The organism is [Pseudomonas] carboxydohydrogena, assembly GCF_029030725.1.
Classification (GTDB): domain Bacteria; phylum Pseudomonadota; class Alphaproteobacteria; order Rhizobiales; family Xanthobacteraceae; genus Afipia; species Afipia carboxydohydrogena.
The window spans coordinates 1,430,010-1,455,081 of sequence record NZ_CP113162.1 but is presented as its reverse complement, the minus strand read 5'-3'; the positions used below and the strand labels follow the sequence as shown (position 1 = coordinate 1,455,081).

General features: G+C 64.1%; 24 protein-coding genes. 16 read left to right on the top strand and 8 right to left on the bottom strand.

Going from position 1 to position 25,072, the window contains the following annotated elements; genetic code table 11:
- Positions 1 to 14: 14 nt before the first annotated feature.
- The 4 genes from AFIC_RS07200 (at position 15) to dprA (ending at position 4,077) form a co-directional block, all read left to right on the top strand.
- Positions 15 to 968 carry an aspartate carbamoyltransferase catalytic subunit gene (locus tag AFIC_RS07200; protein ID WP_275248442.1) on the top strand — a complete coding sequence of 318 codons (954 nt, stop codon included), beginning with the start codon at positions 15 to 17 and terminating at the stop codon, positions 966 to 968.
- A gap of 3 nt (positions 969 to 971) precedes the next feature.
- Positions 972 to 2,273, top strand: coding sequence for a dihydroorotase (locus AFIC_RS07195; protein ID WP_275248441.1), 1,302 nt, complete (start codon positions 972 to 974; stop codon positions 2,271 to 2,273).
- A gap of 4 nt (positions 2,274 to 2,277) precedes the next feature.
- Positions 2,278 to 2,880 carry a glycerol-3-phosphate 1-O-acyltransferase PlsY gene (gene plsY / locus AFIC_RS07190; protein WP_275248440.1) on the top strand — a complete coding sequence of 201 codons (603 nt, stop codon included), beginning with the start codon at positions 2,278 to 2,280 and terminating at the stop codon, positions 2,878 to 2,880.
- A 75-nt stretch (positions 2,881 to 2,955) separates the two neighbouring features.
- A complete protein-coding gene (gene dprA / locus AFIC_RS07185) occupies positions 2,956 to 4,077 on the top strand; it encodes a DNA-processing protein DprA (protein ID WP_275248439.1) in 1,122 nt (373 codons plus the stop codon).
- A 10-nt stretch (positions 4,078 to 4,087) separates the two neighbouring features.
- On the opposite strand, the gene AFIC_RS07180 is transcribed toward dprA, so the two are convergent.
- Entirely contained in the window at positions 4,088 to 4,303 is a 216-nt protein-coding gene (locus AFIC_RS07180) for a hypothetical protein (RefSeq protein WP_275248438.1), read from the bottom strand.
- A 231-nt stretch (positions 4,304 to 4,534) separates the two neighbouring features.
- On the opposite strand from AFIC_RS07180, the gene topA reads away from it, so the two are divergent.
- From topA to rpmG, 6 genes are all read left to right on the top strand, one after another.
- Positions 4,535 to 7,282 carry a type I DNA topoisomerase gene (gene topA / locus AFIC_RS07175; protein WP_275248437.1) on the top strand — a complete coding sequence of 916 codons (2,748 nt, stop codon included), beginning with the start codon at positions 4,535 to 4,537 and terminating at the stop codon, positions 7,280 to 7,282.
- Positions 7,282 to 9,627: a ribonuclease R gene (gene rnr, locus AFIC_RS07170; protein ID WP_275248436.1), complete on the top strand. Its 2,346-nt coding sequence runs from the start codon at positions 7,282 to 7,284 to the stop codon at positions 9,625 to 9,627. The genes topA and rnr overlap by 1 nt, the downstream gene beginning before the upstream one ends.
- Positions 9,627 to 10,085, top strand: coding sequence for a DUF983 domain-containing protein (locus tag AFIC_RS07165; protein WP_275248663.1), 459 nt, complete (start codon positions 9,627 to 9,629; stop codon positions 10,083 to 10,085). The genes rnr and AFIC_RS07165 overlap by 1 nt, the downstream gene beginning before the upstream one ends.
- A gap of 17 nt (positions 10,086 to 10,102) precedes the next feature.
- Positions 10,103 to 10,843 (top strand): NUDIX hydrolase, encoded by a 741-nt coding sequence (locus AFIC_RS07160; protein WP_275248435.1) that lies wholly within the window; start codon positions 10,103 to 10,105, stop codon positions 10,841 to 10,843.
- Between the two features lie 65 nt (positions 10,844 to 10,908).
- Entirely contained in the window at positions 10,909 to 11,709 is an 801-nt protein-coding gene (locus tag AFIC_RS07155) for a hypothetical protein (protein ID WP_275248434.1), read from the top strand.
- A 186-nt stretch (positions 11,710 to 11,895) separates the two neighbouring features.
- Positions 11,896 to 12,063: a 50S ribosomal protein L33 gene (gene rpmG / locus AFIC_RS07150; protein WP_002712167.1), complete on the top strand. Its 168-nt coding sequence runs from the start codon at positions 11,896 to 11,898 to the stop codon at positions 12,061 to 12,063.
- 63 nt (positions 12,064 to 12,126) lie between these two features.
- Here the strand turns inward: rpmG and pncB are convergent, their stop codons facing one another.
- The 3 genes from pncB to AFIC_RS07135 form a co-directional block, all read right to left on the bottom strand.
- The gene (gene pncB, locus AFIC_RS07145; protein ID WP_275248433.1) at positions 12,127 to 13,431 is read right to left on the bottom strand and encodes a nicotinate phosphoribosyltransferase; all 1,305 of its coding nucleotides are present in this window, start codon (positions 13,429 to 13,431) and stop codon (positions 12,127 to 12,129) included.
- Between the two features lie 62 nt (positions 13,432 to 13,493).
- A complete protein-coding gene (locus AFIC_RS07140) occupies positions 13,494 to 14,870 on the bottom strand; it encodes a PleD family two-component system response regulator (RefSeq protein WP_275248432.1) in 1,377 nt (458 codons plus the stop codon).
- A gap of 11 nt (positions 14,871 to 14,881) precedes the next feature.
- The gene (locus tag AFIC_RS07135; RefSeq protein WP_275248431.1) at positions 14,882 to 15,247 is read right to left on the bottom strand and encodes a response regulator; all 366 of its coding nucleotides are present in this window, start codon (positions 15,245 to 15,247) and stop codon (positions 14,882 to 14,884) included.
- 124 nt (positions 15,248 to 15,371) lie between these two features.
- Here AFIC_RS07135 and AFIC_RS07130 point away from each other — a divergent pair, with 124 nt between their 5' ends.
- Both AFIC_RS07130 and AFIC_RS07125 read left to right on the top strand, forming a co-directional pair.
- Entirely contained in the window at positions 15,372 to 15,662 is a 291-nt protein-coding gene (locus AFIC_RS07130) for a DUF3572 domain-containing protein (protein WP_275248430.1), read from the top strand.
- 31 nt (positions 15,663 to 15,693) lie between these two features.
- Positions 15,694 to 17,001, top strand: coding sequence for a DNA polymerase IV (locus tag AFIC_RS07125; protein ID WP_275248429.1), 1,308 nt, complete (start codon positions 15,694 to 15,696; stop codon positions 16,999 to 17,001).
- Positions 17,002 to 17,008: 7 nt separating this feature from the next.
- On the opposite strand, the gene AFIC_RS07120 is transcribed toward AFIC_RS07125, so the two are convergent.
- A complete protein-coding gene (locus AFIC_RS07120) occupies positions 17,009 to 17,869 on the bottom strand; it encodes a cell envelope integrity EipB family protein (RefSeq protein ID WP_275248428.1) in 861 nt (286 codons plus the stop codon).
- A gap of 117 nt (positions 17,870 to 17,986) precedes the next feature.
- Here AFIC_RS07120 and AFIC_RS07115 point away from each other — a divergent pair, with 117 nt between their 5' ends.
- The 3 genes from AFIC_RS07115 to AFIC_RS07105 all read left to right on the top strand — a co-directional run bounded on the left by AFIC_RS07115 (position 17,987) and on the right by AFIC_RS07105 (position 20,452).
- Positions 17,987 to 18,454, top strand: coding sequence for a RidA family protein (locus tag AFIC_RS07115; protein ID WP_275248427.1), 468 nt, complete (start codon positions 17,987 to 17,989; stop codon positions 18,452 to 18,454).
- Positions 18,454 to 19,221, top strand: a complete 768-nt coding sequence (locus AFIC_RS07110; RefSeq protein WP_275248426.1) for a glycerophosphodiester phosphodiesterase family protein — start codon at positions 18,454 to 18,456, stop codon at positions 19,219 to 19,221. Before AFIC_RS07115 ends, AFIC_RS07110 begins: the two co-directional genes overlap by 1 nt.
- Positions 19,222 to 19,285: 64 nt before the next feature.
- Positions 19,286 to 20,452, top strand: coding sequence for a GNAT family N-acetyltransferase (locus tag AFIC_RS07105; protein WP_275248425.1), 1,167 nt, complete (start codon positions 19,286 to 19,288; stop codon positions 20,450 to 20,452).
- Between the two features lie 4 nt (positions 20,453 to 20,456).
- Here the strand turns inward: AFIC_RS07105 and AFIC_RS07100 are convergent, their stop codons facing one another.
- Positions 20,457 to 21,410 (bottom strand): lytic transglycosylase domain-containing protein, encoded by a 954-nt coding sequence (locus AFIC_RS07100; RefSeq protein WP_275248423.1) that lies wholly within the window; start codon positions 21,408 to 21,410, stop codon positions 20,457 to 20,459.
- A gap of 57 nt (positions 21,411 to 21,467) precedes the next feature.
- Here AFIC_RS07100 and AFIC_RS07095 point away from each other — a divergent pair, with 57 nt between their 5' ends.
- The gene (locus AFIC_RS07095; RefSeq protein ID WP_275248422.1) at positions 21,468 to 21,782 is read left to right on the top strand and encodes a hypothetical protein; all 315 of its coding nucleotides are present in this window, start codon (positions 21,468 to 21,470) and stop codon (positions 21,780 to 21,782) included.
- 57 nt (positions 21,783 to 21,839) lie between these two features.
- Here the strand turns inward: AFIC_RS07095 and clpA are convergent, their stop codons facing one another.
- The gene (clpA, locus tag AFIC_RS07090; RefSeq protein ID WP_275248421.1) at positions 21,840 to 24,200 is read right to left on the bottom strand and encodes an ATP-dependent Clp protease ATP-binding subunit ClpA; all 2,361 of its coding nucleotides are present in this window, start codon (positions 24,198 to 24,200) and stop codon (positions 21,840 to 21,842) included.
- A 235-nt stretch (positions 24,201 to 24,435) separates the two neighbouring features.
- Complete coding sequence (gene clpS / locus AFIC_RS07085) at positions 24,436 to 24,765, bottom strand: ATP-dependent Clp protease adapter ClpS (RefSeq protein WP_275248662.1); 330 nt, start codon at positions 24,763 to 24,765, stop codon at positions 24,436 to 24,438.
- Positions 24,766 to 25,072 lie beyond the last annotated feature (307 nt).

The following is a 25,072-nucleotide window of genomic DNA, read 5'->3' as shown; positions in this document are numbered from 1 at the left end:
TAGGTTTGGCTTTAATGACCCCTGCACCAAAATCGAGTTTCGTCCTCGGGCACCGGCATCTGCTGGGCATCGAAGGCCTTTCCGCCGCCGACATCACCGGCCTTCTCAACCTCGCCGATGAATATGTCGAACTGAACCGGCAGGTGGACAAGAAAAGCAGCGTCCTGAGCGGCCGCACCCAGGTCAATCTGTTCTTCGAGAACTCCACCCGCACCCAGTCCTCGTTCGAGATCGCAGGCAAGCGGCTCGGCGCGGACGTCATGAACATGTCCGTTTCCTCGTCCTCGATGCGCAAGGGCGAGACGCTGATGGACACCGCCGTGACGCTAAACGCGATGCATCCCGACATTCTGGTGGTGCGTCATCACGCTTCCGGCGCGGTCGAGCTTCTGGCGCGCAAGGTGGACGGCTCCGTCGTCAACGCAGGCGACGGCGCGCACGAACACCCGACGCAGGCGCTGCTCGACGCGCTCACCATCCGCCGCAACAAGGGACGGCTGGAAGGCCTGCTGATCGCGATCTGCGGTGACGTGCTGCATTCGCGCGTCGCCCGCTCCAACATCATCCTGCTCAATTTGATGGGCGCGCGGGTTCGCGTCGTCGGTCCCTCCACGCTGCTGCCGCCCGGCATCGAGCGGATGGGCGTCGAGGTCGCGCACGACATGCGCGAGGGATTGAACGGCGCCGACATCGTGATGATGTTGCGATTGCAGCGCGAGCGCATGAGCGGCTCATTCGTGCCGTCGAGCTCGGAATATTTCCAGTTCTACGGCCTCGACCAGAAGAAGCTGGCCTATGCCAAACCCGATGCGCTCGTGATGCACCCGGGCCCGATGAATCGCGGAGTCGAGATCGACTCCATCGTCGCGGACGGCGCGCAATCGCTGATCCGCGAACAGGTCGAAATGGGAGTGGCGGTGCGCATGGCGGTGCTCGAAGCACTCGCCCGCAACCTGCCGAATGCGTGAAACATGCTGAAAGATAACCGCCCCACGCTCCTCGCCAACGCCCGCCTGATCGATCCTTCATGCGATCTCGACGGTCGCGGCGGCGTGCTGATCCAGGACGGCGTTATCGCCGAGGCCGGGCCCGGTGTCGGCAAGAGCCACGCGCCCGAAGGCGCCGAGATCATCGACTGCGCGGGCAAGATCGTCGCCCCCGGCCTGATCGACATGCGCGCCTTCGTCGGCGAACCCGGCGCGGGCCACCGCGAGACGTTCGCCTCCGCGAGCCAGGCGGCGGCGGCGGGCGGCATCACCACCATCATCTGCCAGCCCGATACCAAGCCCGTCACCGATAATTCGGCGACCGTGGATTTCGTGCTGCGCCGCGCCCGCGACACCGCCGTGGTCAACATCCACCCGATGGCCGCGCTGACCAAGGGTCTCGCCGGCGAGGAGATGACCGAGTTCGGCCTCTTGAAGGCCGCGGGCGCTGTCGCCTTCACCGATGGCGCGAAAAGCGTGATGAACGCGCAGGTGATGCGCCGCGCCCTCACCTATGCGCGCGATTTCGACGTGCTGATCGTCCACCACACCGAGGATCCCAACCTCGCGGGCGAAGGCGTGATGAACGAAGGCGAACTCGCCTCACGCCTCGGCCTGACCGGCGCGCCCAGCGCCGCCGAGGCGGTGATGCTGGAGCGCGACATGCGCCTCGTGGCGCTGACCGGCGGGCGCTATCACGCCGCCTCCATCAGTTGCACCGAGTCGCTCGACATCCTGCGGCGCGCGCGCGAGGCGGGCCTTGCCGTCAGCGCCTCCGCCTCGATCAATCATGTGACGCTGAACGAAAACGACATCGGCCCCTACAGGACGTTTCTCAAGCTGTCGCCGCCGCTGCGCACCGAGGATGACCGCAAGGAGCTTGTGGCCGCCCTCGCTTCCGGACTCATCGACGTCATCATGTCGGATCACAACCCGCAGGACGTCGAGGTGAAGCGCCTGCCGTTCGCGGAAGCCGCTTCCGGTGCGATCGGTCTGGAAACCATGCTTTCGGCAGGCCTGCGCCTTGTCCACAATGGCGAGATCGAACTCTCCCGCCTCATCCGCGCGATGTCGACGCGCCCCGCCGAACTGCTCGGACTTCCCGGCGGCACGCTGCGCAAGGGCCGGCCGGCCGACATCGTGGTGATCGATCTCGATACGCCGTGGATCCTCGATCCCGCCGATCTGAAATCGAAGTGCAAGAACACGCCGTTCGACGAAGCGCGCTTCACCGGACGCGCGGTGCGCACGTTCGTCGGCGGCCGTACCGTATTCGAGCAGGTGTGAGCGCATGGATTTGTCGCCCGCAGCCGCGAACGCACTTGCATTGGGAATTGGCTATCTGTTCGGCTCGATCCCGTTCGGCCTCTTGATCACGCGCCGCGCGGGCACCGCCGATCTGCGCTCCATCGGCTCGGGCAATATCGGCGCGACCAATGTGCTGCGCACAGGGCGCAAGGGCCTCGCCGCCGCAACGCTTGCCGGCGACATGCTCAAGGGCACCATAGCCGTGCTGCTCGCCCGCTACCTGTTCGGGTATGACGCCGCCATTGCCGCGGGCCTCGGCGCTTTTCTCGGCCACATCCTTCCTGTCTGGCTGAAGTTCAGGGGCGGCAAGGGTGTCGCCACCTATATCGGCGTGCTGCTGGGGCTGTGGTGGCCGGCGGCACTGATCTTTTGCGCCATCTGGCTCGCGATTGCCGCCATCACCCGCTATTCCTCGCTGGCCGCGCTGATCGCCAGCGCCGCGATCCCCCCGCTGCTCCTATGGCTGCAATATTTGCCTCTGGCCGCCCTGTTCGCCGTGCTCTCCGCCATCCTGTGGTTCAAGCACCGCGCCAATATCCGCCGCCTGATGGACGGCTCCGAGGGCAAGATCGGCGCGAAGGGGTAAAGCCCCTCATTCCGCAACAACCCGCATTGTTCCCTGCCCCGACTTGCGCAACACTGGCCGCTTCGGGAGGCGGTCGTGGACAGGCTCGCATCAGCGCCCATCAGGTTGAGCGACGCCCAGCGCATCGACTGGCTGCGGCTGATCCGCAGCGAACATGTCGGGCCGCGAACCTTTCGCTCCCTCGTCAATCATTGCGGCAGCGCCAGAGCGGCGCTCGAGCGCCTGCCGGACCTCGCACGTCGCGGCGGCGCGAGCGGTGCCGGGCGGATCTGTTCGATTGAAAACGCCGAGCGCGAAATCGAGGCAAGCCACAGGCTCGGCGTCGCCTTGCTTGCCCCCGGCGAACACGGCTATCCGCCCCGGCTTGCACTGATTGACGATCCTCCGCCACTCTTAGGCGTGCGCGGCGCACACGAGACCGAGATGCGGCCGATGATCGGCATCGTCGGCTCGCGCAACGCCTCCGGCGTCGGGCTGAAATTCACGCAAGGCATCGCGCGCGATCTGGCGGACGCGGGCTTTGTCATCGCCTCGGGGCTGGCGCGCGGCATCGATCAGGCGGCGCATCGCGCGTCGCTGGATGGCGGCACCGTCGCCGTGCTCGCGGGCGGACACGACCGCATCTATCCGCCCGAACATGAGGGCCTGCTCGCATCGGTCATCGACACTGGCGGCGGCGCGATCTCGGAAATGCCGCTCGGTCACAGCCCGCGTGCCCGCGACTTCCCCCGCCGCAACCGCCTGATTTCCGGCGTGGCCCTCGGCATCCTCATTGTCGAGGCCGCGCATCGCTCCGGATCGCTCATAACCGGACGCTTCGCCAACGAACAGGGCCGCGAGGTGTTCGCAGTCCCCGGCTCGCCGCTCGACCCTCGCGCCGCCGGGACCAACGACCTCATCAGGCAGGGAGCAACGCTGACGACCTGCGCCGCAGACATTATTAATGCCGTCGCGCCGATCATGGGCCGCCCGATCGAACTGCCGATGGAGGAGGACGAGCCGCCGCACGAGGGTCGCGAGCCGCAGGAAACCGACCGGGCGCGGATCGTCGGCCTGCTCGGTCCCTCGCCGCTCGGGATCGACGATCTGGTGCGGATGGCCGGAACCTCGCCCGCCATCGTGCGCACGGTGCTGCTCGAACTTGAGATGGCCGGGCGGCTGGAGCGCCACGGCGGCGGCATGGTCTCGCTGAACTGAGGTTGTTGCCTCAGGAGCCGGATTTCCGCTGCGTCCGCATCAGACCGTCGGCCTCCATGCGCGCCATGTCCAGAAGATAGCCGAGCGTATCGAAGCGATGCCGCTGGCAGATGGATGTCAGATTGAGCAGCGTTTCCGAGATAAAGGTTGCCGCTTCCTCCGCGCCGCCATCTTCGCCGCGCTGCTCTGATTTGTGCTCCGTCGATCTGTCTCGGCGAGGCGGCATGGACTTCAGCCTATCCTGGAATCAGGATAATATTCTTATACTCCAAGTTTCGATTTATGCAACTTCCGGCTTAATTTTATTAAAAAATGCAACTTTGAGTGTCGGTTCCGTTGCCTGTTCAAGCGACCGGCATTTGACAGCACCCCCCACTTTACCCATGTATCGCTCCGAAAGCCCCGTCCCCTCGCGGTGATTCCGGGGTTTATTTTCAGCCTAACTCATTGGATTCAAATGAATCTCGTCATTGTGGAGTCGCCTGCGAAGGCCAAGACGATCAATAAATATCTGGGCTCCTCCTATGAGGTTCTGGCCTCCTACGGCCATGTCCGCGACCTTCCGGCCAAGAACGGTTCGGTCGATCCGGACGCCAATTTTCAGATGATCTGGGAAACCGACCCCAAGGCGGCGGGCCGGCTCAACGACATCGCCAAGGCGCTCAAGGGCGCCGACAAGCTGATCCTCGCAACCGACCCCGATCGCGAGGGCGAGGCGATCTCCTGGCACGTGCTGGAGGTCATGAAGCAGAAGCGCGCGCTGAAGGATCAGAAGATCGAGCGCGTCGTCTTCAACGCCATCACCAAGCAGTCGATCACCGAGGCGATGCAGCACCCGCGCGAGATCGACGGCGCGCTGGTGGACGCCTACATGGCGCGCCGCGCGCTGGATTATCTCGTCGGCTTCACGCTATCGCCGGTGTTGTGGCGCAAGCTGCCGGGCGCGCGTTCGGCTGGCCGCGTGCAGTCCGTGGCGCTGCGTCTGGTCTGTGACCGCGAGCTTGAGATCGAGAAATTCGTGCCGCGCGAATACTGGTCGCTGGTCGCCACGCTCGCGACCCCGCGCAACGAGACCTTCGAGGCGCGACTCGTCGGCGCCGACGGCAAGAAAATCCAGCGGCTCGACATCGGCAGCGGCGCGGAAGCCGAGGATTTCAGGAAGGCGCTGGAAAACGGCACCTACTCCGTCGCGCTGGTGGAAGCCAAGCCCGCGCGCCGCAATCCGCAGGCGCCCTTCACCACCTCGACGCTGCAACAGGAAGCCAGCCGCAAGCTCGGCTTCGCGCCGGCGCACACCATGCGCATCGCGCAGCGTCTCTATGAAGGTATCGACATCGGCGGCGAGACCACCGGCCTCATCACCTACATGCGAACCGACGGCGTCTCCATCACGCCGGAAGCAATCCCCGCCTTGCGCAAGGTGATCGGCGAGGACTACGGCAACGCTTACGTGCCGGACTCGCCGCGCCAGTACTCGTCGAAAGCCAAGAACGCGCAGGAAGCCCACGAAGCGATCCGCCCCACGGACGTGTCGCGCCGCCCCGCCAAGCTGAAAGCGCGGCTCGATAACGACCAGTATCGCCTTTATGAACTGATCTGGATGCGCACCGTCGCGAGCCAGATGGAATCGGCCGAACTGGAGCGCACCACCGTCGACATCACCGCGAAGGCGGGCTCCCGCACGCTCGACCTGCGCGCGTCCGGACAGGTTGTGAAGTTCGACGGCTTCCTCGCGGTCTATCAGGAAGGCCGCGACGACGATCCCGAGGACGAGGACAGCCGCCGCCTGCCCGCGATGAGCGAAGGCGAGGCTCTGAAGCGCGAGAGCCTTGCCGTCACCCAGCACTTCACCGAGCCGCCGCCGCGTTTTTCGGAAGCCTCGCTCGTCAAGCGGATGGAAGAACTCGGCATCGGCCGCCCGTCCACCTACGCCTCGATTCTGCAAGTCCTGAAGGACCGCGGCTACGTGAAGCTCGAGAAGAAGCGCCTCTCCGCCGAGGACAAGGGCCGCGTCGTCGTTGCCTTTCTTGAAAAATACTTCACGCGCTACGTCGAATTCGATTTCACCGCCGACCTCGAGGAAAAACTCGACAAGATTTCCAACAACGAAGTCGCATGGAAGTCGGTGCTGAAGGATTTCTGGCGCGACTTCATCGGCTCGGTCAACGACATCAAGGATGTCCGCGTCTCCGAAGTGCTCGACGTGCTCGACGCCATGCTCGGCGAGCACATCTACGAGCCGCGCGCCGACGGCGGCGATCCGCGCCAGTGCCCGAGCTGCGGCACCGGCAAACTCAATCTCAAGGCCGGCAAGTTCGGCGCCTTCGTCGGCTGCTCGAACTATCCCGAGTGCCGCTACACGCGCCCCCTCGCCTCGTCGAGCGCATCGAGCGACCGCGTGCTCGGCAAGGACCCGAAAACCGATCTCGATGTTGCTGTGAAGGCGGGACGCTTCGGTCCCTACATCCAGCTCGGCGAGCCGAAGGATTATGCCGAGGACGAGAAGCCGAAACGCGCGGGCATTCCGAAGAACATGTCGCCCGCCGATGTCGAACTCGATCTCGCGCTCAAGCTGCTGTCGCTGCCGCGCGATGTCGGCCCGCACCCGGAAGACGGTGAGATCATCACCGCGGGCATCGGCCGGTTCGGGCCGTTCGTGCGCCACGGCAAGACCTATGCGAGCCTCGAGGCTGGCGACGATGTTTATAATGTCGGCCTCAACCGCGCGGTGACGCTGATCGCCGAGAAGATCGCCAAGGGACCGAGCCGCCGTTTCGGCGCCGATCCCGGCAAGGAAGTCGGCGACTATCCGGCGCGCGGCGGCAAGATCATGCTCAAGAAGGGCCGCTACGGCGCCTACGTCTCGATCGACGGCATCAACGCCACGATCCCCGACGACAGGGAGCCGGAGCAGATCACGCTCGAGGAAGCGATCGCGCTGATCGAGGCGCGCGCGGCCAAGGGCGGCGGCAAGGCTAAGCGCGGTGCCGCGAAAAAAGCCGCTCCGAAGAAGACCGCGAAAAAGGCAACGGCCAAGAGCGACGACGCCGAGCCCAAAGCCGTTGCCAAGAAGGCGGCGGCACCTCGCGCGAAAACCGCCGCCAAGGCCAAGCCCCGCGCGGCGGCGAAAACGGCAACAAAGGCTGTCGCGAAATCGCCCGCCAAGGTGGCTTCGAAAAAGAGCGCCGGAAAAGCACGCGGATAATGAAAAACAAGCATGGCGCGACCGATGGCTTTCCCGACAAGGAGAGCATCGTCGCGTTCATCAAGACCAACCCTCGCGAGGCCGGTACGCGCGAACTGGCGCGGCACTTCGGCCTCAAGAACGAATCCCGCGCGGCGCTGCGCCGGATCTTGCGCGAACTCACCGACGAAGGCGTGATCGCCAGACAAGGCAAGCGCGTGCATGACGCGCGAGAGCTGCCGCCGACCCTTGTCGCCGACGTGACCAGAACCGACAGCGATGGCGATCTGATCGCCGTCCCCGCCGAATGGGCCGAGGACATCGACGGCCCTGCCCCTGTCATCCACATCCACACGCCGCGCCGCCCCAAGCCCGGCACCGTCGCTGGCGTCGGCGAGCGCGTGCTGCTGCGGCTGGAGAAGCGCGAGCGCGGCGAACGCGCGGCTCTCTACATCGGCCGCGTCATCAAGGTGCTGGAAAAAACCAGAAACCGCGTGCTCGGCATCTTCCGCGTGAGCCCCCAGGGCGGCGGCCGGATGATCCCCGTCGACAAGAAGCAGGCCGGACGCGAGCTTGCCATCGCCGCCGCCGACAGCGCCGACGCGCAGGACGGCGATCTCGTCAGTGTCGAACTGATCCGCTCGCGCGGCTACGGCCTGCCCGCCGGGCGCGTGCGCGAACGGCTCGGCTCGATGAAGACCGAGAAGGCCATCAGCCTGATCGCCATTCACGCCCATGAAATTCCGCAGGAGTTTCCGCGCGCCGCGATCGACGAGGCGGAAGCCGCCAAGGTCGCGTCTCTCAAGGGCCGCGAGGACTGGCGCGATGTGCCGCTCATCACTATTGATCCGCCGGACGCCAAGGATCACGACGACGCGGTACACGCCACGCCCGATGACGATCCGTCCAACAAAGGCGGCTTTATCGTCAACGTTGCCATCGCGGACGTCGCCTACTACGTGCGGCCGGACTCCGCGCTCGACCGCGAAGCACTCAAGCGCGGCAACTCGGTCTATTTCCCCGACCGCGTGGTGCCGATGCTGCCCGAGCGCATCTCGAACGACCTGTGCTCGCTGAAGCCGAACGAACCGCGCGGCGCCATCGCCGTGCGCATGGTGATCGGCGCGGACGGCGCCAAGCGCTCGCACAGCTTCCACCGCATCCTGATGCGGTCGGCCGCGAAGCTCTCCTACGCGCAGGCGCAGGCCGCGCGCGACGGGCGGCCCGACGACACGACAGGTCCCCTGCTCCAGTCCATCATCGCGCCGCTCTATACGGCCTATGCGCTGGTGAAACGGGCACGCGACGCGCGCGATCCGCTCGAACTGGAATTGCCCGAACGCAAGATCCTCCTGAAACCAGATGGCACGGTGGACCGCGTCACCACGCCGGAACGTCTCGACGCGCATCGCCTGATCGAGGAATTCATGATCCTCGCCAACGTCGCCGCCGCGGAGACGCTGGAGAAGAAGGCACTGCCGCTGATCTATCGCGTGCACGACCAGCCCACGCAGGAGAAGGTCCACAACCTTCACGAATTCCTCAAGACGCTCGACATGCCGTTCACCAAATCCGGTGCGCTGCGGCCTGCGGTGTTCAACCGCATCCTCGCGCAGGTGAAGGGCCGCGACACCGAATCGCTCGTCAACGAGGTCGTGCTCCGCTCGCAGGCGCAGGCCGAATACGCTTCCGAGAATTACGGACATTTCGGCCTCAACCTGCGGCGCTATGCGCATTTCACGTCCCCGATCAGGCGATACGCCGACCTGATCGTGCACCGCGCGCTGATCCGTGCGCTTGGCCTCGGCGACGGTGCGCTGCCCGAACACGAGACGCTGGAAACGCTGGGCGAAGTCGCCGCCGCGATCTCGCTCACCGAACGGCGCGCCATGAAGGCGGAACGCGAAACCACCGACCGGCTGATCGCGCATTTCCTCGCCGACCGCGTCGGCGCGATCTTCGAGGGCCGCATTTCCGGCGTCACCAAGGCGGGGCTGTTCGTCAAACTGAATGAAACGGGCGCCGACGGCCTGATTCCGGTCAGGACGCTCGGCAGCGAATTCTACCATTTCGACGAAACCCGCCATGCGCTGATCGGAACGCGCAGTGGTGCCATGCACAGACTGGGTGACGTCGTGGAGGTTCGTCTGGTAGAAGCAGCGCCGGTCGCCGGTGCGCTGCGGTTCGAACTCCTGTCGGAGGGAACCAAGGTGCCGCGCGGCAAGCGTGAATTAGGAAGTCGAAAACATATCGGCCCGAAACGCGGCGCGAAGGCGAAGACAGGACGAGGCCCCAAGGGCAAAGACAACAGCAAGGCTCGCAAGCCCGGCAAGATCAAACCCGGCAAAGGCAAACGAGGTAAATGATGAATAGCGCGGTGCGGACTCCCGAGACCCCGGCGAAGATTTGGACTCCGTCGATGGCCGCGCCCACAAAGCGCAATCTGTGGAATGCGATGCTGCGCGGCTGCCGTGGCCGCTGCCCGAACTGCGGCGAAGGCAAGCTGTTCCGCACCTACCTGAGAACCGCCGACTGCTGTTCCCATTGCGGGCAGGACTTCACCCATCACCGCGCCGACGATCTCCCCGCCTATCTCGTCATCGTCATCGTCGGGCACATCGTGGTGCCGATCATGCTGTGGGTCGAGACCAACTACTCGCCGCCCATCCCCCTGCAACTGGCGATCTATCTGCCGATCACGCTCGTATCGGCGCTTTTGCTATTGCAACCCGTAAAAGGCGCGGTCGTCGGCCTGCAATGGGCGCTGCGCATGCACGGCTTCGACGAGAACGGGGCTGAGAGCGCATCCGATCGTCCGGCCTGAGCGCTCGCGCGTTCCGGATGAACTCGCGACCGGCACATACCGCGGACGAGGCCCGGCATTCCTATCGAAGGCCGCGCGATTCCGCGACGCTCATTCTGGTCGATCGCCACGGGCCCGTTCCGAAAGTCCTGCTCGGGCGGCGGCGCGCCGATCTCGTCTTCATGCCGAACAAGCTGGTGTTTCCCGGCGGCAGCGTCGATGCGACGGATTATCGTATTCCGCTCGCGGCCGGGATTCCCGAAGGACTCGAAACGAAACTGCTCGCGGGCAATCCCAGAACGACGCCGGCCCGCGCCCATGCGCTGGTCGCCGCGGCCATCCGCGAGGCTTGCGAGGAAACCGGCCTGTGCCTCGGCAGCAAGCCGTCCGCTCCCCTCACACCCGCGCAAAAGGCGGCCCTCAGGGGAGAATGGACGCCATTCGCTAAGACGGGCCTGCTGCCAGACCCCTCGCAACTCTATCTGATCGCACGCGCCATCACCCCGCCCGGACTGGTCCGCCGGTTCGACACGCGCTTCTTTACCGCTGACATTTCCGCCATCGCCCACACCGTCAGCGGTGTCGTCCATGCCGATGCGGAACTGGTCGAACTCAAATGGATCGAACTTGGCGCGGCCCCGCTCGCAGACGTTCACTCCATGACACAGAGCATCATGGATGAACTCAGCGCCCGCCTCGCGATGGGCCCGCTGACCCATCATGCCGAGGTACCATTCTTTCGTTTCCGCAACGGCGCGCGGCTGCGCAACACGCTATAGGCGGCAAGAAGACGCCCGCGAAAGCCATGGCGGGCCGCGCGGACCAACGGTAGGTTGTCCGCCGCATGGCATGGGCGTGGCGTAACATCATGGAGACGGAATGGCTGCGGCGTACCGGTGGCGCTGTCTCCATTCTGGCGCATGTCGCGCTGCTGGGCTGGGTGATCTTCGGCTCCGGCGTCAAGCTCTACGATCCGCCGCCGCCCGCCATCAATGTCGAGCTTGTCCCGGCGAAGGATGCGCCCGCCGAAAAATCCGGCGATCTCTCATTGCCGAGTCTCGATACGGCCAGGGGCGATGATGCCAAACAGGATGAGCCGAAAGCGGACGAGCCCAAGGCTGAAGAACAAAAGGCTGGAGACCCAAAGATCGACGACAAGGCGCTAACGCCTGTGCCCGAGGAAACCAAGCCCGCCGCTGAGCCGCAGACGCCTCCGCCGGAACCGCCTGCCCTCCCGCAGACGGCCATCACCGGCGCGCCGACCGTGCAGCCCGACGTGATGAGCCAGTACGGCGATCCGTTCATGTCCGGCCTCGGTGGCTTCACTCCCGATCAAGTCGCCGCCGACCTGAAGGCTGATGTCGTCTCCGCCTTTCGCTCACATCTGAAATCATGCCTGAAACTGCCGGCGGGCGTCGCATCGACAGATGACGCCCGCATCGTGCTGCGGGTGGCGCTCAAGCGCGACGGCAAGCTCGCCAGAGCGCCGGCACTGATGGCGGCGAAAGCAACGCCGAAAGGTCCACTGATCCTGAAGGCCGCGATTGCCGCCCTTGAAGCCTGCCAGCCCTATTCGATGCTGCCCGCCGACAAGTACAAGGAATGGCGGGAACTCGACCTCGAATTCACCCCCGCCGGGTTCTAGCCAAAGCGGCTAAATCCCCGGAAAAGCGGGATATTTCCCGCTGAAACTGCGAAAATAGCCTCTGGATCTGGCCGAAATCCTTGACTTTGGGGCATTCGGGGCTAGTTTGCGGCCAAACGCGGGTCGGCCTCGTCCGGCCCGCTTCAGATTCCAGACATCAGATTCAAGGCATCGAGGTTTTCGAACATGGCCAAAGCGGTCACGATCAAGGTCAAGCTCGTCTCCAGCGCGGACACCGGCTTCTATTACGTCGCCAAGAAGAACTCGCGCACGATGACCGACAAGCTCGTCAAGAAGAAGTACGATCCGGTCGCGAAGAAGCACGTCGAATTCCGCGAAGCCAAGATCAAGTAAAACTGATCTCGCAAAGCGCCGGACGAAATGACGGAGCCTTACGGCTCCGTTTTTTGTTGATCTCTACACACGCACCGCGGTGCGCACGCGACCGGCCTCGCCGAACACGTGCAGATAGCGCGCGATCTCGTCCGGAGCGCCGGTCGCCTTTTCCGGATTGTCCGACAGTTTCACAGCCGGACGGCCGTTGACCGACGTCACCTTGCAGACCAGCGAGATCGGATCGAGATCGGCGGTGCCATCGGGCGAGCAGCCGACGAAATCGTTGGTGAGATTGGTGCCCCAGCCAAAGCTCGTGCGCACGCGTCCGGCAAAATGCCGGTGCGTCTGTTCGATCGAATCGACATCCATGCCATCGGAGAAGATCAGAAGCTTCTCGCGCGGATCGCGGCCCTTTTCCTTCCACCACCTGATGATGTCCTCGCCCGCCGGAATCGGCGGCGCGCTGTCGGGCCGGAAGCCGGTCCACTCGGCGACCCAGTCCGGCGCATCGCGCAGGAACGCCGTGGTGCCGAACGTGTCGGGCAGCGCGATCAGAAGATTGCCGTCATAGGTGTGCCGCCATTGATCGAGGACGAGATACGGTGCCCGGCGCAGTTCCTCGTCGCTGGCGGCAAGAGCGGCCGCGACCATCGGCAGTTCGTGGGCATTGGTGCCGATGGCTTCGAGATCGTTGTCCATCGCCAAGAGCACGTTGGAGGTGCCGGTGAAGGCGGAGCCGAGCCCTTCCTTGAGCGCCTCCACGCACCAGCGCTGCCACAGAAAACTGTGGCGGCGCCTTGTGCCGAAATCGGACAGGCGCAACCCTTCGAGCGTCTTCAGCCGCTCCACCTTGGTCCACAGCCTGGCCTTGGCGCGCGCATACAGCACATCGAGCGCGAAACGGCCCTGCCCCTTCATCGCCTGACGCGAGCGCAGTTCGTTGATGATGGCGAGCGCTGGAATTTCCCACATCGTGGTGTGGGTCCATGGTCCGTGGAAGTGCAGCTCGTACTGTCCGTCCGCCTTGCGCAACTCGTAATCCGGAAGCTGGAAGGCCGAAAGCCAGTCGATGAAATCCGGCGCGAACATCTGGGTCTTGCCGTAGAAGGTATTGCCGGCGAGCCAGATCAGCTCCTTCTTCGAAAACCGCACGCTTCGCGCGTGGTCGAGCTGGGCACGCAATTCCTTCTCGTCGATGATCTCGCCAAGCCGCACGCGCCGGGTCCGGTTGATCAGCGAGAATGTGACCTGCTCGTCCGGATGCAATTTCCGGATCATCTGCAACATCAGGAATTTGTAGAAATCGGTATCGAGCAGGCTGCGCACGATCGGATCGAGCCGCCAGCCGTGGTTGTAGGTTCGCGATGCGATGTCCGTCACGGTCATGGCGCGATCATAACCGCCGGGACGGCTGATCGCCAGCGCGGCCCGTTCGGCTGCAAGCTCTTCTAGGCAGCGTCCGCGACGACGACGCGGTTGCGGCCGTCATGCTTGGCGCGATAAAGCGCCTGATCGGCGCGCTTGAGCACATCGGCGACCGGCTCGTTCTTCTTTTCCAGCATCGAGATGCCGACCGAGATCGTGACCTCGATGCGCTTCGTCCCCTTCTCGATGGAAAACGGCTCGTTCGCGATCGAGCGCCGCAGCCGCTCGGCGATGATACCCGCGACATGCAGATCGGTCTCCGGCATCACGATGACGAATTCCTCGCCGCCGTAACGCGCGGCCAGATCGATGCCCCGGATCGACTTGCGGATGCGGGTCGCGAACTCGCGCAGCACGTCGTCGCCTGCGTCGTGGCCGTAGGTGTCGTTGATCGACTTGAAGAAGTCGATATCGAGAATCATCAGCGCCAGCGGCTTGCCGCGCGCAGCCGCCTGCTCCCCGAGGGTGCCGACATGGCTTTCCAGATAGCGGCGGTTGTGCAGACCGGTGAGCGGATCGGTGATCGCCATTTCGAGCGAGTTCTGCACGCTGTCGCGCAGATAATGCGTATAGCGGCGGCGGCGGATCTGGGTACGCGCCCGCGCCAGCAATTCGTTCTTGTCCACCGGCCGCAGCAGATAATCGTTCACCCCGATCTCCAGCCCGCGCAGCAACTGCGTGTTGTCGTCGGCCTCGGAGAGCGCCAGCAACGGCACGCTGCGCGTGCGCTCCAGCGAGCGAACCTGGCTGCATAGCCGCAGCCCATCGTAGTTTTCGAGATTGAGCGAGACGATCAGCAGATCGTAATTGTTCTCGGCCGCGTGAAACAGGGCTTCCGAGGGATTAGGTTCGACATCGACCGTATGTTCCTCGGCCAGCACCGGCGCGAGCCGCTCGTAGGACGACGGACGGTCGTCCACCAGAAGAATTTTTCCGCCCTTGCCGGTATCGGCAATAGCCTCCCGCTCGGGCGCCTGAATGCCGATCTCATGCGATGTGATGGCGCGCATGCGCATCTCGTCGGTCATCATCTTCAGCCGCGTCAGCGAGCGCACGCGGGCAATCAGCACGATGTCCGAGACCGGCTTGGTGAGAAAATCGTCGGCGCCCGCATCGAGGCCGCGCACCCGATCCGACGGGCTGTCGAGCGCCGTCACCATCACCACAGGGATGAAGTGCGTGCGCGGATCGGACTTCAAACGGCGGCACACCTCGAAACCGTCGATGTCGGGCATCATCACGTCGAGCAGCACGATATCGCATTCGGCGCGCTGGCAGATCTCCAGCGCCTGCGTGCCGCAATTGGCGGTGATCACATCGAAATATTCCGCCGAGAGCCGTGCCTCCAGCAGCTTGACGTTTGCCGGAACGTCATCAACGACCAGAACCCGCGCGGACATTCCAAAACCCCTTAGCCGACGAAACGCCGGACCGTTTCAATAAATTTCCCGACCGAGATCGGCTTGGACAAATACGCTTCGCAGCCGCCCTCGCGGATGCGTTCCTCGTCGCCCTTCATGGCGAAAGCAGTCACCGCGACCACAGGCGTCGCCCGCAATTCAGCGTCGTCCTTGATCCAGCGCGTGACTTCGAGACCCGAGACTTCGGGCAGTTGAATATCCATCAGGATGAGGTCGGGGCGATGTTCGCGCGCTAGCTTGAGGGCCTCGCGGCCATTGCTGGTGCCGACCGTCTGATACCCATGGGCTTCCAGCAGATCGCGGAAGAGCTTCATGTTCAGCTCGTTGTCCTCCACGATCAGGACGGTCTTGGTCACCCGTTTCTCCAATTCGGTCGATGTCAGTTCCGCCGCGAGCCTGCGATTAGGCGTCGCCACGCCGGAATGACTCGGGCATGATGGCTCAAAATAGTGCTGATAAGTTACGGAAAGGCAAATGAGAATGGCCGGAAAACCGGACCGGAGCCCTGCCGAAGTGGCTGAAATCGTGGCGATTCGCGCGCTCGCTTTTCTGGCCGGCGAGCCTGAGAGATTGGGGCAATTCCTGTCCGAGAGCGGTATCGGACCACAGACCCTGCGCGCCTCCGCTTCCGACCCCCGTTTCCTGGCCGGGGTGCTGGATTTCATCGTGCGGGATGACGACACCGTGAAGGCATTTTCGGACTTTTCGCAATTTCCCCCGCCCACCATTGCCGCCGCGCGCGATGCGCTGGGCGGGGCGACGCACGGCTGACACAATTGACGGCAGACAGTGACCGCATCCCATGGATGAGTCCCACAGCCCTGCTCCCGGCTTCTGCCGGGACTGCCTGACCGACGCGGCCCCGCAGGCCCTGCGCTGCGCCGCCTGCGGCTCGCCGCGCCTTCTGCGGCACCGGGCGCTCCCCCACCTGACCCTCGCCCACATCGACTGCGACGCCTTCTACGCGACCGTCACCAAACGCGACCGGCCCGAGATCGCCGACAGGCCGGTCATCATCGGCGGCGGCAAGCGCGGCGTGGTAGCCGCCGCCTGCTATATCGCGCGTACCTATGGCGTGCGTTCGGCGATGCCGATGTACAAGGCGCTCGACCTGTGCCCGGAAGCCGTCGTCATCCGCCCGGACATGGCGCGCTACGTTCAGGTCGGCCGCGAGGTGCGACAGGCGATGCACGCGCTGACGCCGCTGGTCGAGCCGCTGTCGATCGATGAAGCCTTCCTCGATCTCTCCGGCACCGAGCGCCTGCACGGCATGATCGCAGCAAAGGTGCTCGCGCGCTTCGCCCGCGAGGTCGAGCGCGACATCGGCATCACCGTGTCCGTGGGCCTGTCCGTCAACAAGTTTCTCGCCAAGATCGCCTCCGATCTCGACAAGCCGCGCGGCTTCGCGGTGCTCGACCGGCAGGACGCACAGACGCTGATGGCAGAGAAGCCGGTCGGTTTCATTTACGGCGTCGGCCCCGCGATGCAGGAAAGACTGCGCGACCATGGTTTTCGTCTGATCGGGGAATTGCAGCGCGCCGACGAGACCGACCTGATGCGCACCTTCGGCGCGGAAGGCCGCAGATTATGGCGTCTCGCGCAGGGTATCGACGAGCGCAAGGTGGTGCCCGATCGCGGGGCGAAGGTGATTTCGAGCGAAACCACATTCGAGAACGATCTGCGCGACTATAATGCGCTGGAGCGCATCCTGTGGGATCTGAGCGAAACCGTCTCGCGCCGCCTCAAGACCGGCGAACTCGCGGGATCGACCGTAACGCTGAAGCTGAAAGCCGCCGATTTCCGCCAGCGCACCCGCTCGCAATCGATCATTGCCCCGACCCAGCTCGCCAACCGCATCTTCGCCATCGCCCGCGACATGCTGGCGCGCGAAACCGATGGCACGGCATTCCGGCTGATCGGAGTCGGCGTCAGCGCGCTACAGCCTTCGAACGGCAGCGACGACGAGGACATGCTCAACCGCCGCGCGGCGCACGCCGAACGCGCCATGGACGAGGTCCGCAAGCGTTTCGGCGACAATGCCGTGGTGCGCGGCATCGCCTACACGGCCAAACCCGCGAGCCCTGCTTCGTTGCGGCGGAAGGACACCTGACTGCGCGTTACTTGCACGGCTTGTTGTCGCCGACCTGGAACCTGTCCATCGTGCCGTTGATGACGAAGTCGTTGTAATCGAGCACCAGTGCGCGCGAGACGCCGTCCTCGTACAATTCGAACGACATCGTATAGAGCGGCGTCTGCTCGCCCTTGTCCGGCTGCGCGCCGCGGTCGTAATAGCTCACCGTCACGGGCCAGCGGGTCTGCGCCTTCAACTGATCGCTCTGGCTTGCGACGTCGGGAGACGCGGGAGCACGGCCGCCCGCGATCGGCTGCCCGATCACCACGAACGTATTGTAGACCTTCTCGCCGTTGTCCGAGCCGTCATAGACGCCAAGCTCAAGAAGGCGCTTGCCCTCCTTCGCCGCCTCGATAATGCGTCGGGTCTGTTCGGTCGGAAACACGATCTCCTTGTCGAGCGTGAAGGTTTTGGCTTGCGGCTGTTTCAGCTTCACGGTGATGGTGCCGTCCGGCCCGCGCTCCGCCGTGCCGTCCACATAGGAGGGATCGGCGTCGTTGGTCTGGCTCGCGACCTTGAAGCGATAGCTCGTACCCTTGGCGTCCTCCCAGTTGGTCGAACGCAGATCGCTGGTCGTGGTCTTGTCCTCGCCGGAGTCGATCCGCGACACCTGCCGGAAATCGGTCGAATAGCCTTCGCAGGCATTGCCGCCAAACTTGTAGACGATGCGCCCGTTCGCGGAATTGACAGCCGCATTGCCCCGCGCCTTGGCGAGGCTCAGGTCGTAGACCGCCTCATGCGCCATGAACGGCACCCCGGCGGAGGGCTGCGCCTGCGCGAGCGCACCTGACGCCGCGACGGTGCCGAGCACGCCGAAAATCCGCAAAAACGCCCGCATCGAGACCATGTTCTCTCCTTGCCAATCTGGTGTCCCGAACACTGGGAATCGGAGCATATTGGCGCTGGGATTATGCCGCAACTTGGGCATAACTCGCATCAGAATAGCCAAGGCAGGGAGACTGGAATGGCAGGCGATATCGAACGGCGGCTGGCGGAGCTTGGGATCACGCTGCATGAGCCCCTGTCACCCATCGCCAATTACGTGCCGTTCGTGCGCACCGGCAATATCCTCACCGTCTCCGGTCAGGTCTGCAACAATGCCGACCGGCAGTTGATCGCCAAGGGCAAACTCGGCGCAGGCGTCAGCATCGAGCAAGGCCAGGCGGCCGCGCGCGGCTGCGCCGTCAACCTGCTCATTCAGGTGAAAGCCGCCCTCGGCGACCTCGACCGCGTGGTACGGGTGATCCGGCTCGGCGGCTTCATCAATTCCGCGCCCGATTTCCTCGACGGCCCGAAAGTGATGAACGGCGCCTCCGACCTGATGGTGGAGGTATTCGGCGACAAGGGCCGTCACGCCCGCTCGACCGTCGGCGTCGCCGCCCTGCCCGCGGATGCCGCCGTCGAGGTCGAAGGCCAGTTCGAGGTGATGTAATGCCCTCCCGCGCGCCGGACTGGCTGACGGCCGCGCCGGTCGCGCATCGCGGGCTGCACGACGCTGCCCATGGCATCGTCGAAAGCACGCCTTCCGCTTTCGCCGCCGCCATCGCGGGCGGCTTCGCCATCGAAACCGACCTGCAATTGTCGGCCGACAATGAGGCGATGGTGTTTCACGACGACACGCTGGCGCGCCTCACCGAGCGCGGCGACGACATCCGTACCTTGAACGCCACTGAGCTGAAAACCGTGCGCTACAAGGCGACCTCCGACCGCATGCTGACGCTCGGCGACTTGTGCGACATGACGAACGGCCGCGTGCCGCTGGTGGTCGAGATCAAGAGCCGGTTCGATGGCGACCGCCGCCTGATCCGGCGCATCGCGGAAGTCGTGCGCGCCTATAAAGGCCCGCTGGCGCTGATGTCGTTCGACCCCGATCAGGTGCTGGCGATCCGCGATCATGTCCCCGATGTGCCGCGCGGCGTTGTTGCCGAGCGATACTACCGCGAGGACGAATGGCAGGCGCTGCCGCCGGAACAGGTGCGCGGCATGCTTCACCTGCGCCACGCCTTCCGCACCCGCCCGCATTTCATCGCCTACTGGATCAACGAACTGCCCGCGCCCGCGCCGTGGATCGCTCAGCATATCTTCGGCTGCGCGCTGCTGACATGGACGGTACGCACGCCGGAGCAGCGCGCCCGCGCCGCGCGTTATGCCGATCAGATGATTTTCGAGGGTTTCGTGCCCCAGCCAAAACACCCTTGAAGATGGTTCGGAAAATCACGATCTATGGCGTGAGATAACCGCACGCTGGCGGGATTGCCTGCATTTGACGACACCCACCGACATCACGCTCGAAGCCGTCTCGTCCGTGCGCCAGATCGCGGCGCAGGACTGGGATGCCTGCGCCCACCCCGAAGGCAGCGCCACTAACCCGTTTCTCTCCTATGCATTCTTCGCGGCTCTGGAAGAGTCCGGCTCCGCGACCGCGCGCACCGGCTGGCTCGCGCGGCATCTGATCGCGCGCAGCCATGAGCGCATCCTCGGCATCGTACCCTGCTATCTGAAGAACCACTCGCAAGGCGAATACGTGTTCGACCATAACTGGGCGGACGCTTTCATGCGCGCGGGCGGCGCCTATTACCCGAAACTGCAAGTCTCGGTGCCGTTCACGCCGGTCACCGGCCCTCGCCTGCTGGTCCGTGCCGACGCCGATCAGGAAGGCACACGCGAGGCGCTGATCGCCGGGATGATCGGGCTGTGCGGCCAGTTGGGCGTCTCATCGGTGCATGTCACCTTCGCTCCCGAGGATGAATGGAAGCTCCTTGCGCAGCACGGCTTCCTGCAACGCACCGACCAGCAATATCACTGGAGAAACGAGAACTACGCGAGCTTCGACGATTTTCTCGCGACGCTCGCCTCGCGCCACCGCAAGGCGATCAGGCGCGAGCGGCGCGATGCGCTGGCCAACGGCATCGGCATCCATGTTCTTACCGGCTCCGAGATCACCGAAGACGCATGGGATGCGTTCTATGCCTTCTACATGGAAACGGGATCGCGCAAATGGGGACGGCCTTATCTCAACCGCGCCTTCTATACGCAGATCGCGGAAACGATGGCCGACGACATCGTGCTCATCATGGCGAAGCGCGAGGGGCGCTGGATCGCGGGCGCGATCAATTTCAAGGGCTCCGATACACTCTACGGCCGCCACTGGGGCGCGATCGAACACCACCCGTTCCTGCATTTCGAGGTCTGCTATTATCAGGCCATCGACTATGCGATCCGCCACGGGCTGACCTCCGTCGAGGCCGGCGCGCAGGGCGAACACAAGATCGCGCGCGGCTACCTGCCTCAATTGACTCGCTCGGCGCATTACATCGCGGACCCGAGCCTGCGCCGCGCGGTGCGCGATTATCTCGTGCATGAGCGCGATTATGTCGAGCACGCCAGCCGCGAACTGACGGAAGCAGGCCCCTTCCGCAAGACAACGTAAGCCTTCAGCTTCTCCCGGAATTGCGCAACACCATACACGCCTGCCCCGCTCTGTGGATTTTCGCGCAAAGCTCGTCAGCCGCCTGCCGCGTATCCGCGCCGATCCGCACCTGATAGAACGCGCGCGTGCCACGGCTGCGCAGCGTGGTGCGCAGCAGGTTCGGATCATGATCGCCGATCACCCCGCTCACCCGCGCCATGGCGCGTGCGTACATCGCCAGCGCCTTGTCGCGCGAGAACCCGGCGGCCAGTTGCACGCCCCACGGACTTGCCGCGCCGATGCGGACGCGCTCCTCCAGATGCGAGACGAACGGATTCGGTGCATGGCGCAGCAGCGCCATCAGTTCGCGGCAACCTTCCGGCTTGTTGCGATCGGCAATATCCTTGCCCGCTTCCGCCTTGTTCCAGTCCTCCACATTCGCGCCCGTGATGGCATAGACATAGTTGCGGGTTTCCTCGGGCATCGGTCCCGTGCCCGCCTGCCATTCCCGCACGCGGCGCGGCCCGGCATTGTAGGCAGCGGCGGCAAGCCCGAGATTGCCGAACTGCCCACGCAGCTCGCTCAGGAATTCCGCCGCTTTAGGGAGCGCCTGCACCGGATCGAACGGATCGAGCAGCCGCCGATCGTTCGCGGTGCCCGGCATGAACTGCGCCACGCCCTGCGCACGCTGGCCGTTGCGCGTCACCGGCCCGACCGCGTCCGGTTGAAAGCGGCTCTCTTTCCATATCACGCGGGCAAAAAATTCCAGCGGCAGGTTGTTCGCCTTCGCCGCGGATTCGATCATCAGGCACATGGATTCGCCGGTGTCGGTGATTTTTGCGGGCGATGCAGCCACCTCGCTCGCTGGCGTGGCGTTGGGAGCCTCCCGTTCCTGCTGGGCGAACGCGACACCCGCCAGCGATGCGAACACGACACCGGACAACCAGCAGACCAGTCCTCGTCTCGCGATCCGGCGCATTTACCTTAACCCCGATCCTGCATGGCCTCGCGTCGCTCCCGCGCCTAAAGCAGACCCATGGAACAAGGCCAGCCGCACGACGAGCTTCTGCTGGAAGATGAGACCGCTCCCGCCATCGAGCAACCCGGCGAGACGGAAACCACGCCTGCCCTTCCCGCCGACGATCCTGCCTTTCCGGCCAGCCCGCCCGCCCCTTCCCGCCGCGCCAGCATGGTGCGCGGCGCGGTACGCATGCTGCTTGCTTTCGCGTTCTCGCAATATGTCATCGTCACGGTGATGGTCGCGGCCGGAGCCATCTTCCTGTCCAAAACCGTCTCCGGCTTGCTGGTCGAAAAATTCGACGCCATCGCGCGGGCGCTCCGGCATTTCTGAACAACAAAAAAGCCCGGCGATCTTGCGCCGGGCTTTTTCAATCCTTGTGAGAGGCGCTTACGCCTTGGCCGGTTCCTTGGTGGCCTTGGGTTTGCGCTTGCGCGCGCCCGGCAGCTTTTCGGGCTTCGGCGTGACCGGGCCTTCGACGAACTCGAAACCGATCTTCTCGGCTCCGGCCTCGCCCGGCACCAGCACGACGCGGACATGGCCGCCGCCCTTGAGCTTGCCGAACAGAACCTCGTCCGCCAGCGGCTTCTTGATGTACTCCTGGATCACGCGGGCCATCGGCCGCGCGCCCATCTGCTCGTCGTAGCCTTCCTTCACCAGCCATGCCTTGGCCGGATCGGATAGCTCGATGGTGACGTTGCGGTCGCCGAGCTGCGCCTCGAGCTGCATCACGAACTTCTCGACCACCATGCCGATCACATCGGCGTCGAGGTGCGCGAAGGAGACGATGGCATCGAGACGATTGCGGAATTCCGGCGCGAACTGCCGGTTGATCGCCTCGTGGTCCTCGCCCTCGCGCTTGCTGCGCGTGAAGCCGAACGCTGCCCTGGCCATGTCGGCCGCGCCCGCGTTGGTCGTCATGATCAGGATGATGTTGCGGAAGTTGACCGATTTACCGTTATGGTCGGTGAGCTTGCCGTGATCCATGATCTGCAACAGCACGTTGTAGAGGTCGGGATGCGCCTTCTCGATCTCGTCCAGCAGCACCACGCAATGCGGATGCTGATCGACGCCATCGGTGAGCAAGCCACCCTGATCGAAGCCGACATAGCCCGGAGGCGCGCCGATCAGGCGCGACACCGTGTGCCGCTCCATGTACTCCGACATGTCGAAGCGCAACAGTTCGACGCCGAGCGAGGATGCCAGTTGCTTGGCGACCTCGGTCTTGCCGACACCGGTCGGGCCGGAGAACAGGTAGCAGCCGATCGGCTTCTCCGGTTCGCGCAAGCCCGCGCGCGCGAGCTTGATCGACGCGGCCAGAGCCTCGATCGCCTTGTCCTGTCCGAACACCGTGCGCTTGAGCGTCGTCTCCAGATGCCTCAGCACCTCGGCGTCGTCCTTCGACACGCTCTTCGGCGGAATCCGCGCCATCGTCGCGATGGTCGTCTCGATTTCCTTGATGCCGATAGTCTTCTTGCGCTTGCCTTCCGGCACCAGCATCTGCGCCGCGCCGGATTCGTCGATCACGTCGATTGCCTTGTCGGGCAATTTACGGTCGTGGATGTAGCGCGCGGAGAGGTTCACCGCCGCCTCGATCGCGTCGTTGGTGTATTTCAGCTTGTGGTAGTCCTCGAAGTAAGGCTTCAGCCCCTTCAGGATGCTGATCGCATCGTCCACCGACGGCTCGTTGACGTCGATCTTCTGGAAGCGCCGTACCAGCGCGCGGTCCTTCTCGAAGTGCTGGCGATACTCTTTATATGTCGTCGAGCCCATGCAGCGGATACCGCCCGAGGCCAAAGCAGGCTTCAAGAGGTTGGAGGCATCCATCGCCCCGCCCGATGTCGCGCCGGCACCGATCACGGTGTGGATCTCGTCGATGAACAGGATCGCGTTGGGATGCGCTTCCAGTTCCTTGATGACCTGCTTCAGCCGCTCCTCGAAGTCGCCGCGATAGCGCGTGCCCGCGAGCAGCGTGCCCATGTCGAGCGAGAACACGGTGGCGGCCGACAGCACTTCCGGCACATCGCTGTCGACGATGCGCTTGGCGAGACCTTCCGCGATCGCGGTCTTGCCGACACCGGCTTCACCGACGAACAGCGGATTGTTCTTCTGGCGGCGGCACAACACCTGGATCGCGCGGTTGATCTCGGCATTGCGGCCGATCACCGGATCGATCTTGCCGTCACGGGCCTTCTTGTTGAGGTTGACGCAATAGGTCTCGAGCGCCTCGCCCTTCTTCTTGGTATCCTCGCCGCCCTTGGTGTCGGTGTCGTCATCGACACCGCGCACGGGCCGCGCCTCCGAGACGCCGGGGCGCTTGGCGATACCATGGCTGATATAGTTCACCGCATCGTAGCGCGTCATGTCCTGCTCTTGCAGGAAATACGCGGCATGGCTTTCGCGCTCCGCGAAGATCGCGATCAGCACGTTGGCCCCGGTCACTTCCTCGCGGCCGGACGACTGGACATGGATCACCGCGCGCTGCACGACGCGCTGGAATCCGGCGGTTGGCTTGGCATCCTCTGCGCCGTCGCCGATCAGATTCTCGAATTCGGTTTCGAGGTAGCCGACGAGGCTGCCGCGCAGCTTGTCGAGATCGACGCTACAGGCGCGCATCACGGCGGCCGCATCGGTGTCGTCAATCAGCGATAGCAAAAGATGTTCAAGCGTCGCGTATTGATGGTGGCGTTCGTTTGCGATCGCGAGCGCGCGATGCAGGGATTGTTCAAGGCTCTGAGAAAAAGTCGGCATTCGCTTCCTTTGTGGCCCCCGCCATTCTGGCCGTTCGGATATTCCTCTCAGCCGTTTCCGCCATCGTTTCTTTGACTGTCGCTATTTCTTTGACTGTCGTTCGTCATTCTCTTGACCGGTCGTCTTGTCGATCGTGAATCTAGTGCATCCGCAAGTGAACGCTACTCTTTGAAGTCAAGTTCCCCAATAAAACATTCCGCCGATCAGATCTTGCAAATCGACTCCCGCCGACAGGCTACTTCTTTTCCATCACGCATTGCAAAGGATGTTGGTGCTTGCGCGCAAAATCCATCACCTGCGTCACCTTGGTTTCGGCGATTTCGTAAGTGAAAATTCCGCATTCGCCGATCCCGTGATGATGAACATGCAACATGATCTTGGTCGCGGCTTCAACATCCTTCTGGAAGAACCTCTCTAGAACATGAACGACGAACTCCATGGGGGTGTAGTCGTCGTTCAGGATCAGGACGCGATAAAGGCTCGGACGCTTCGTGCGCGGCTTGGTCTTGGTAATGACGGACGTGCCTGGTCCGCCCCCCTCGGGGCGGCCGTCATCCTTGGACATGACGGCGGCGATCGAGCGATGCCCGGTCTCTTGGGTCGTAGCGGTCAAAAACTTCTGCAACATGGCTTTGCGTTCGATCATCCCCGGCCTGCGGCGACACGGACCGGTGCGCGCTGGCGTTCCTCCAATATGGCCCCGGTCCGGCTGCACCGCAAGCCGACCGGAAAACCCTACACCCCTCGGAACGCTGGAGAAATTCGCGCGGTCCAGGTACTGCCGGGTGGGATCTCCGCTCCGTCTCCTGCCACTTCGTTAACGGCTTGCGCGAAAACGGGCTCCCGGCGGCAACCTTGTATTGAGGATAAGG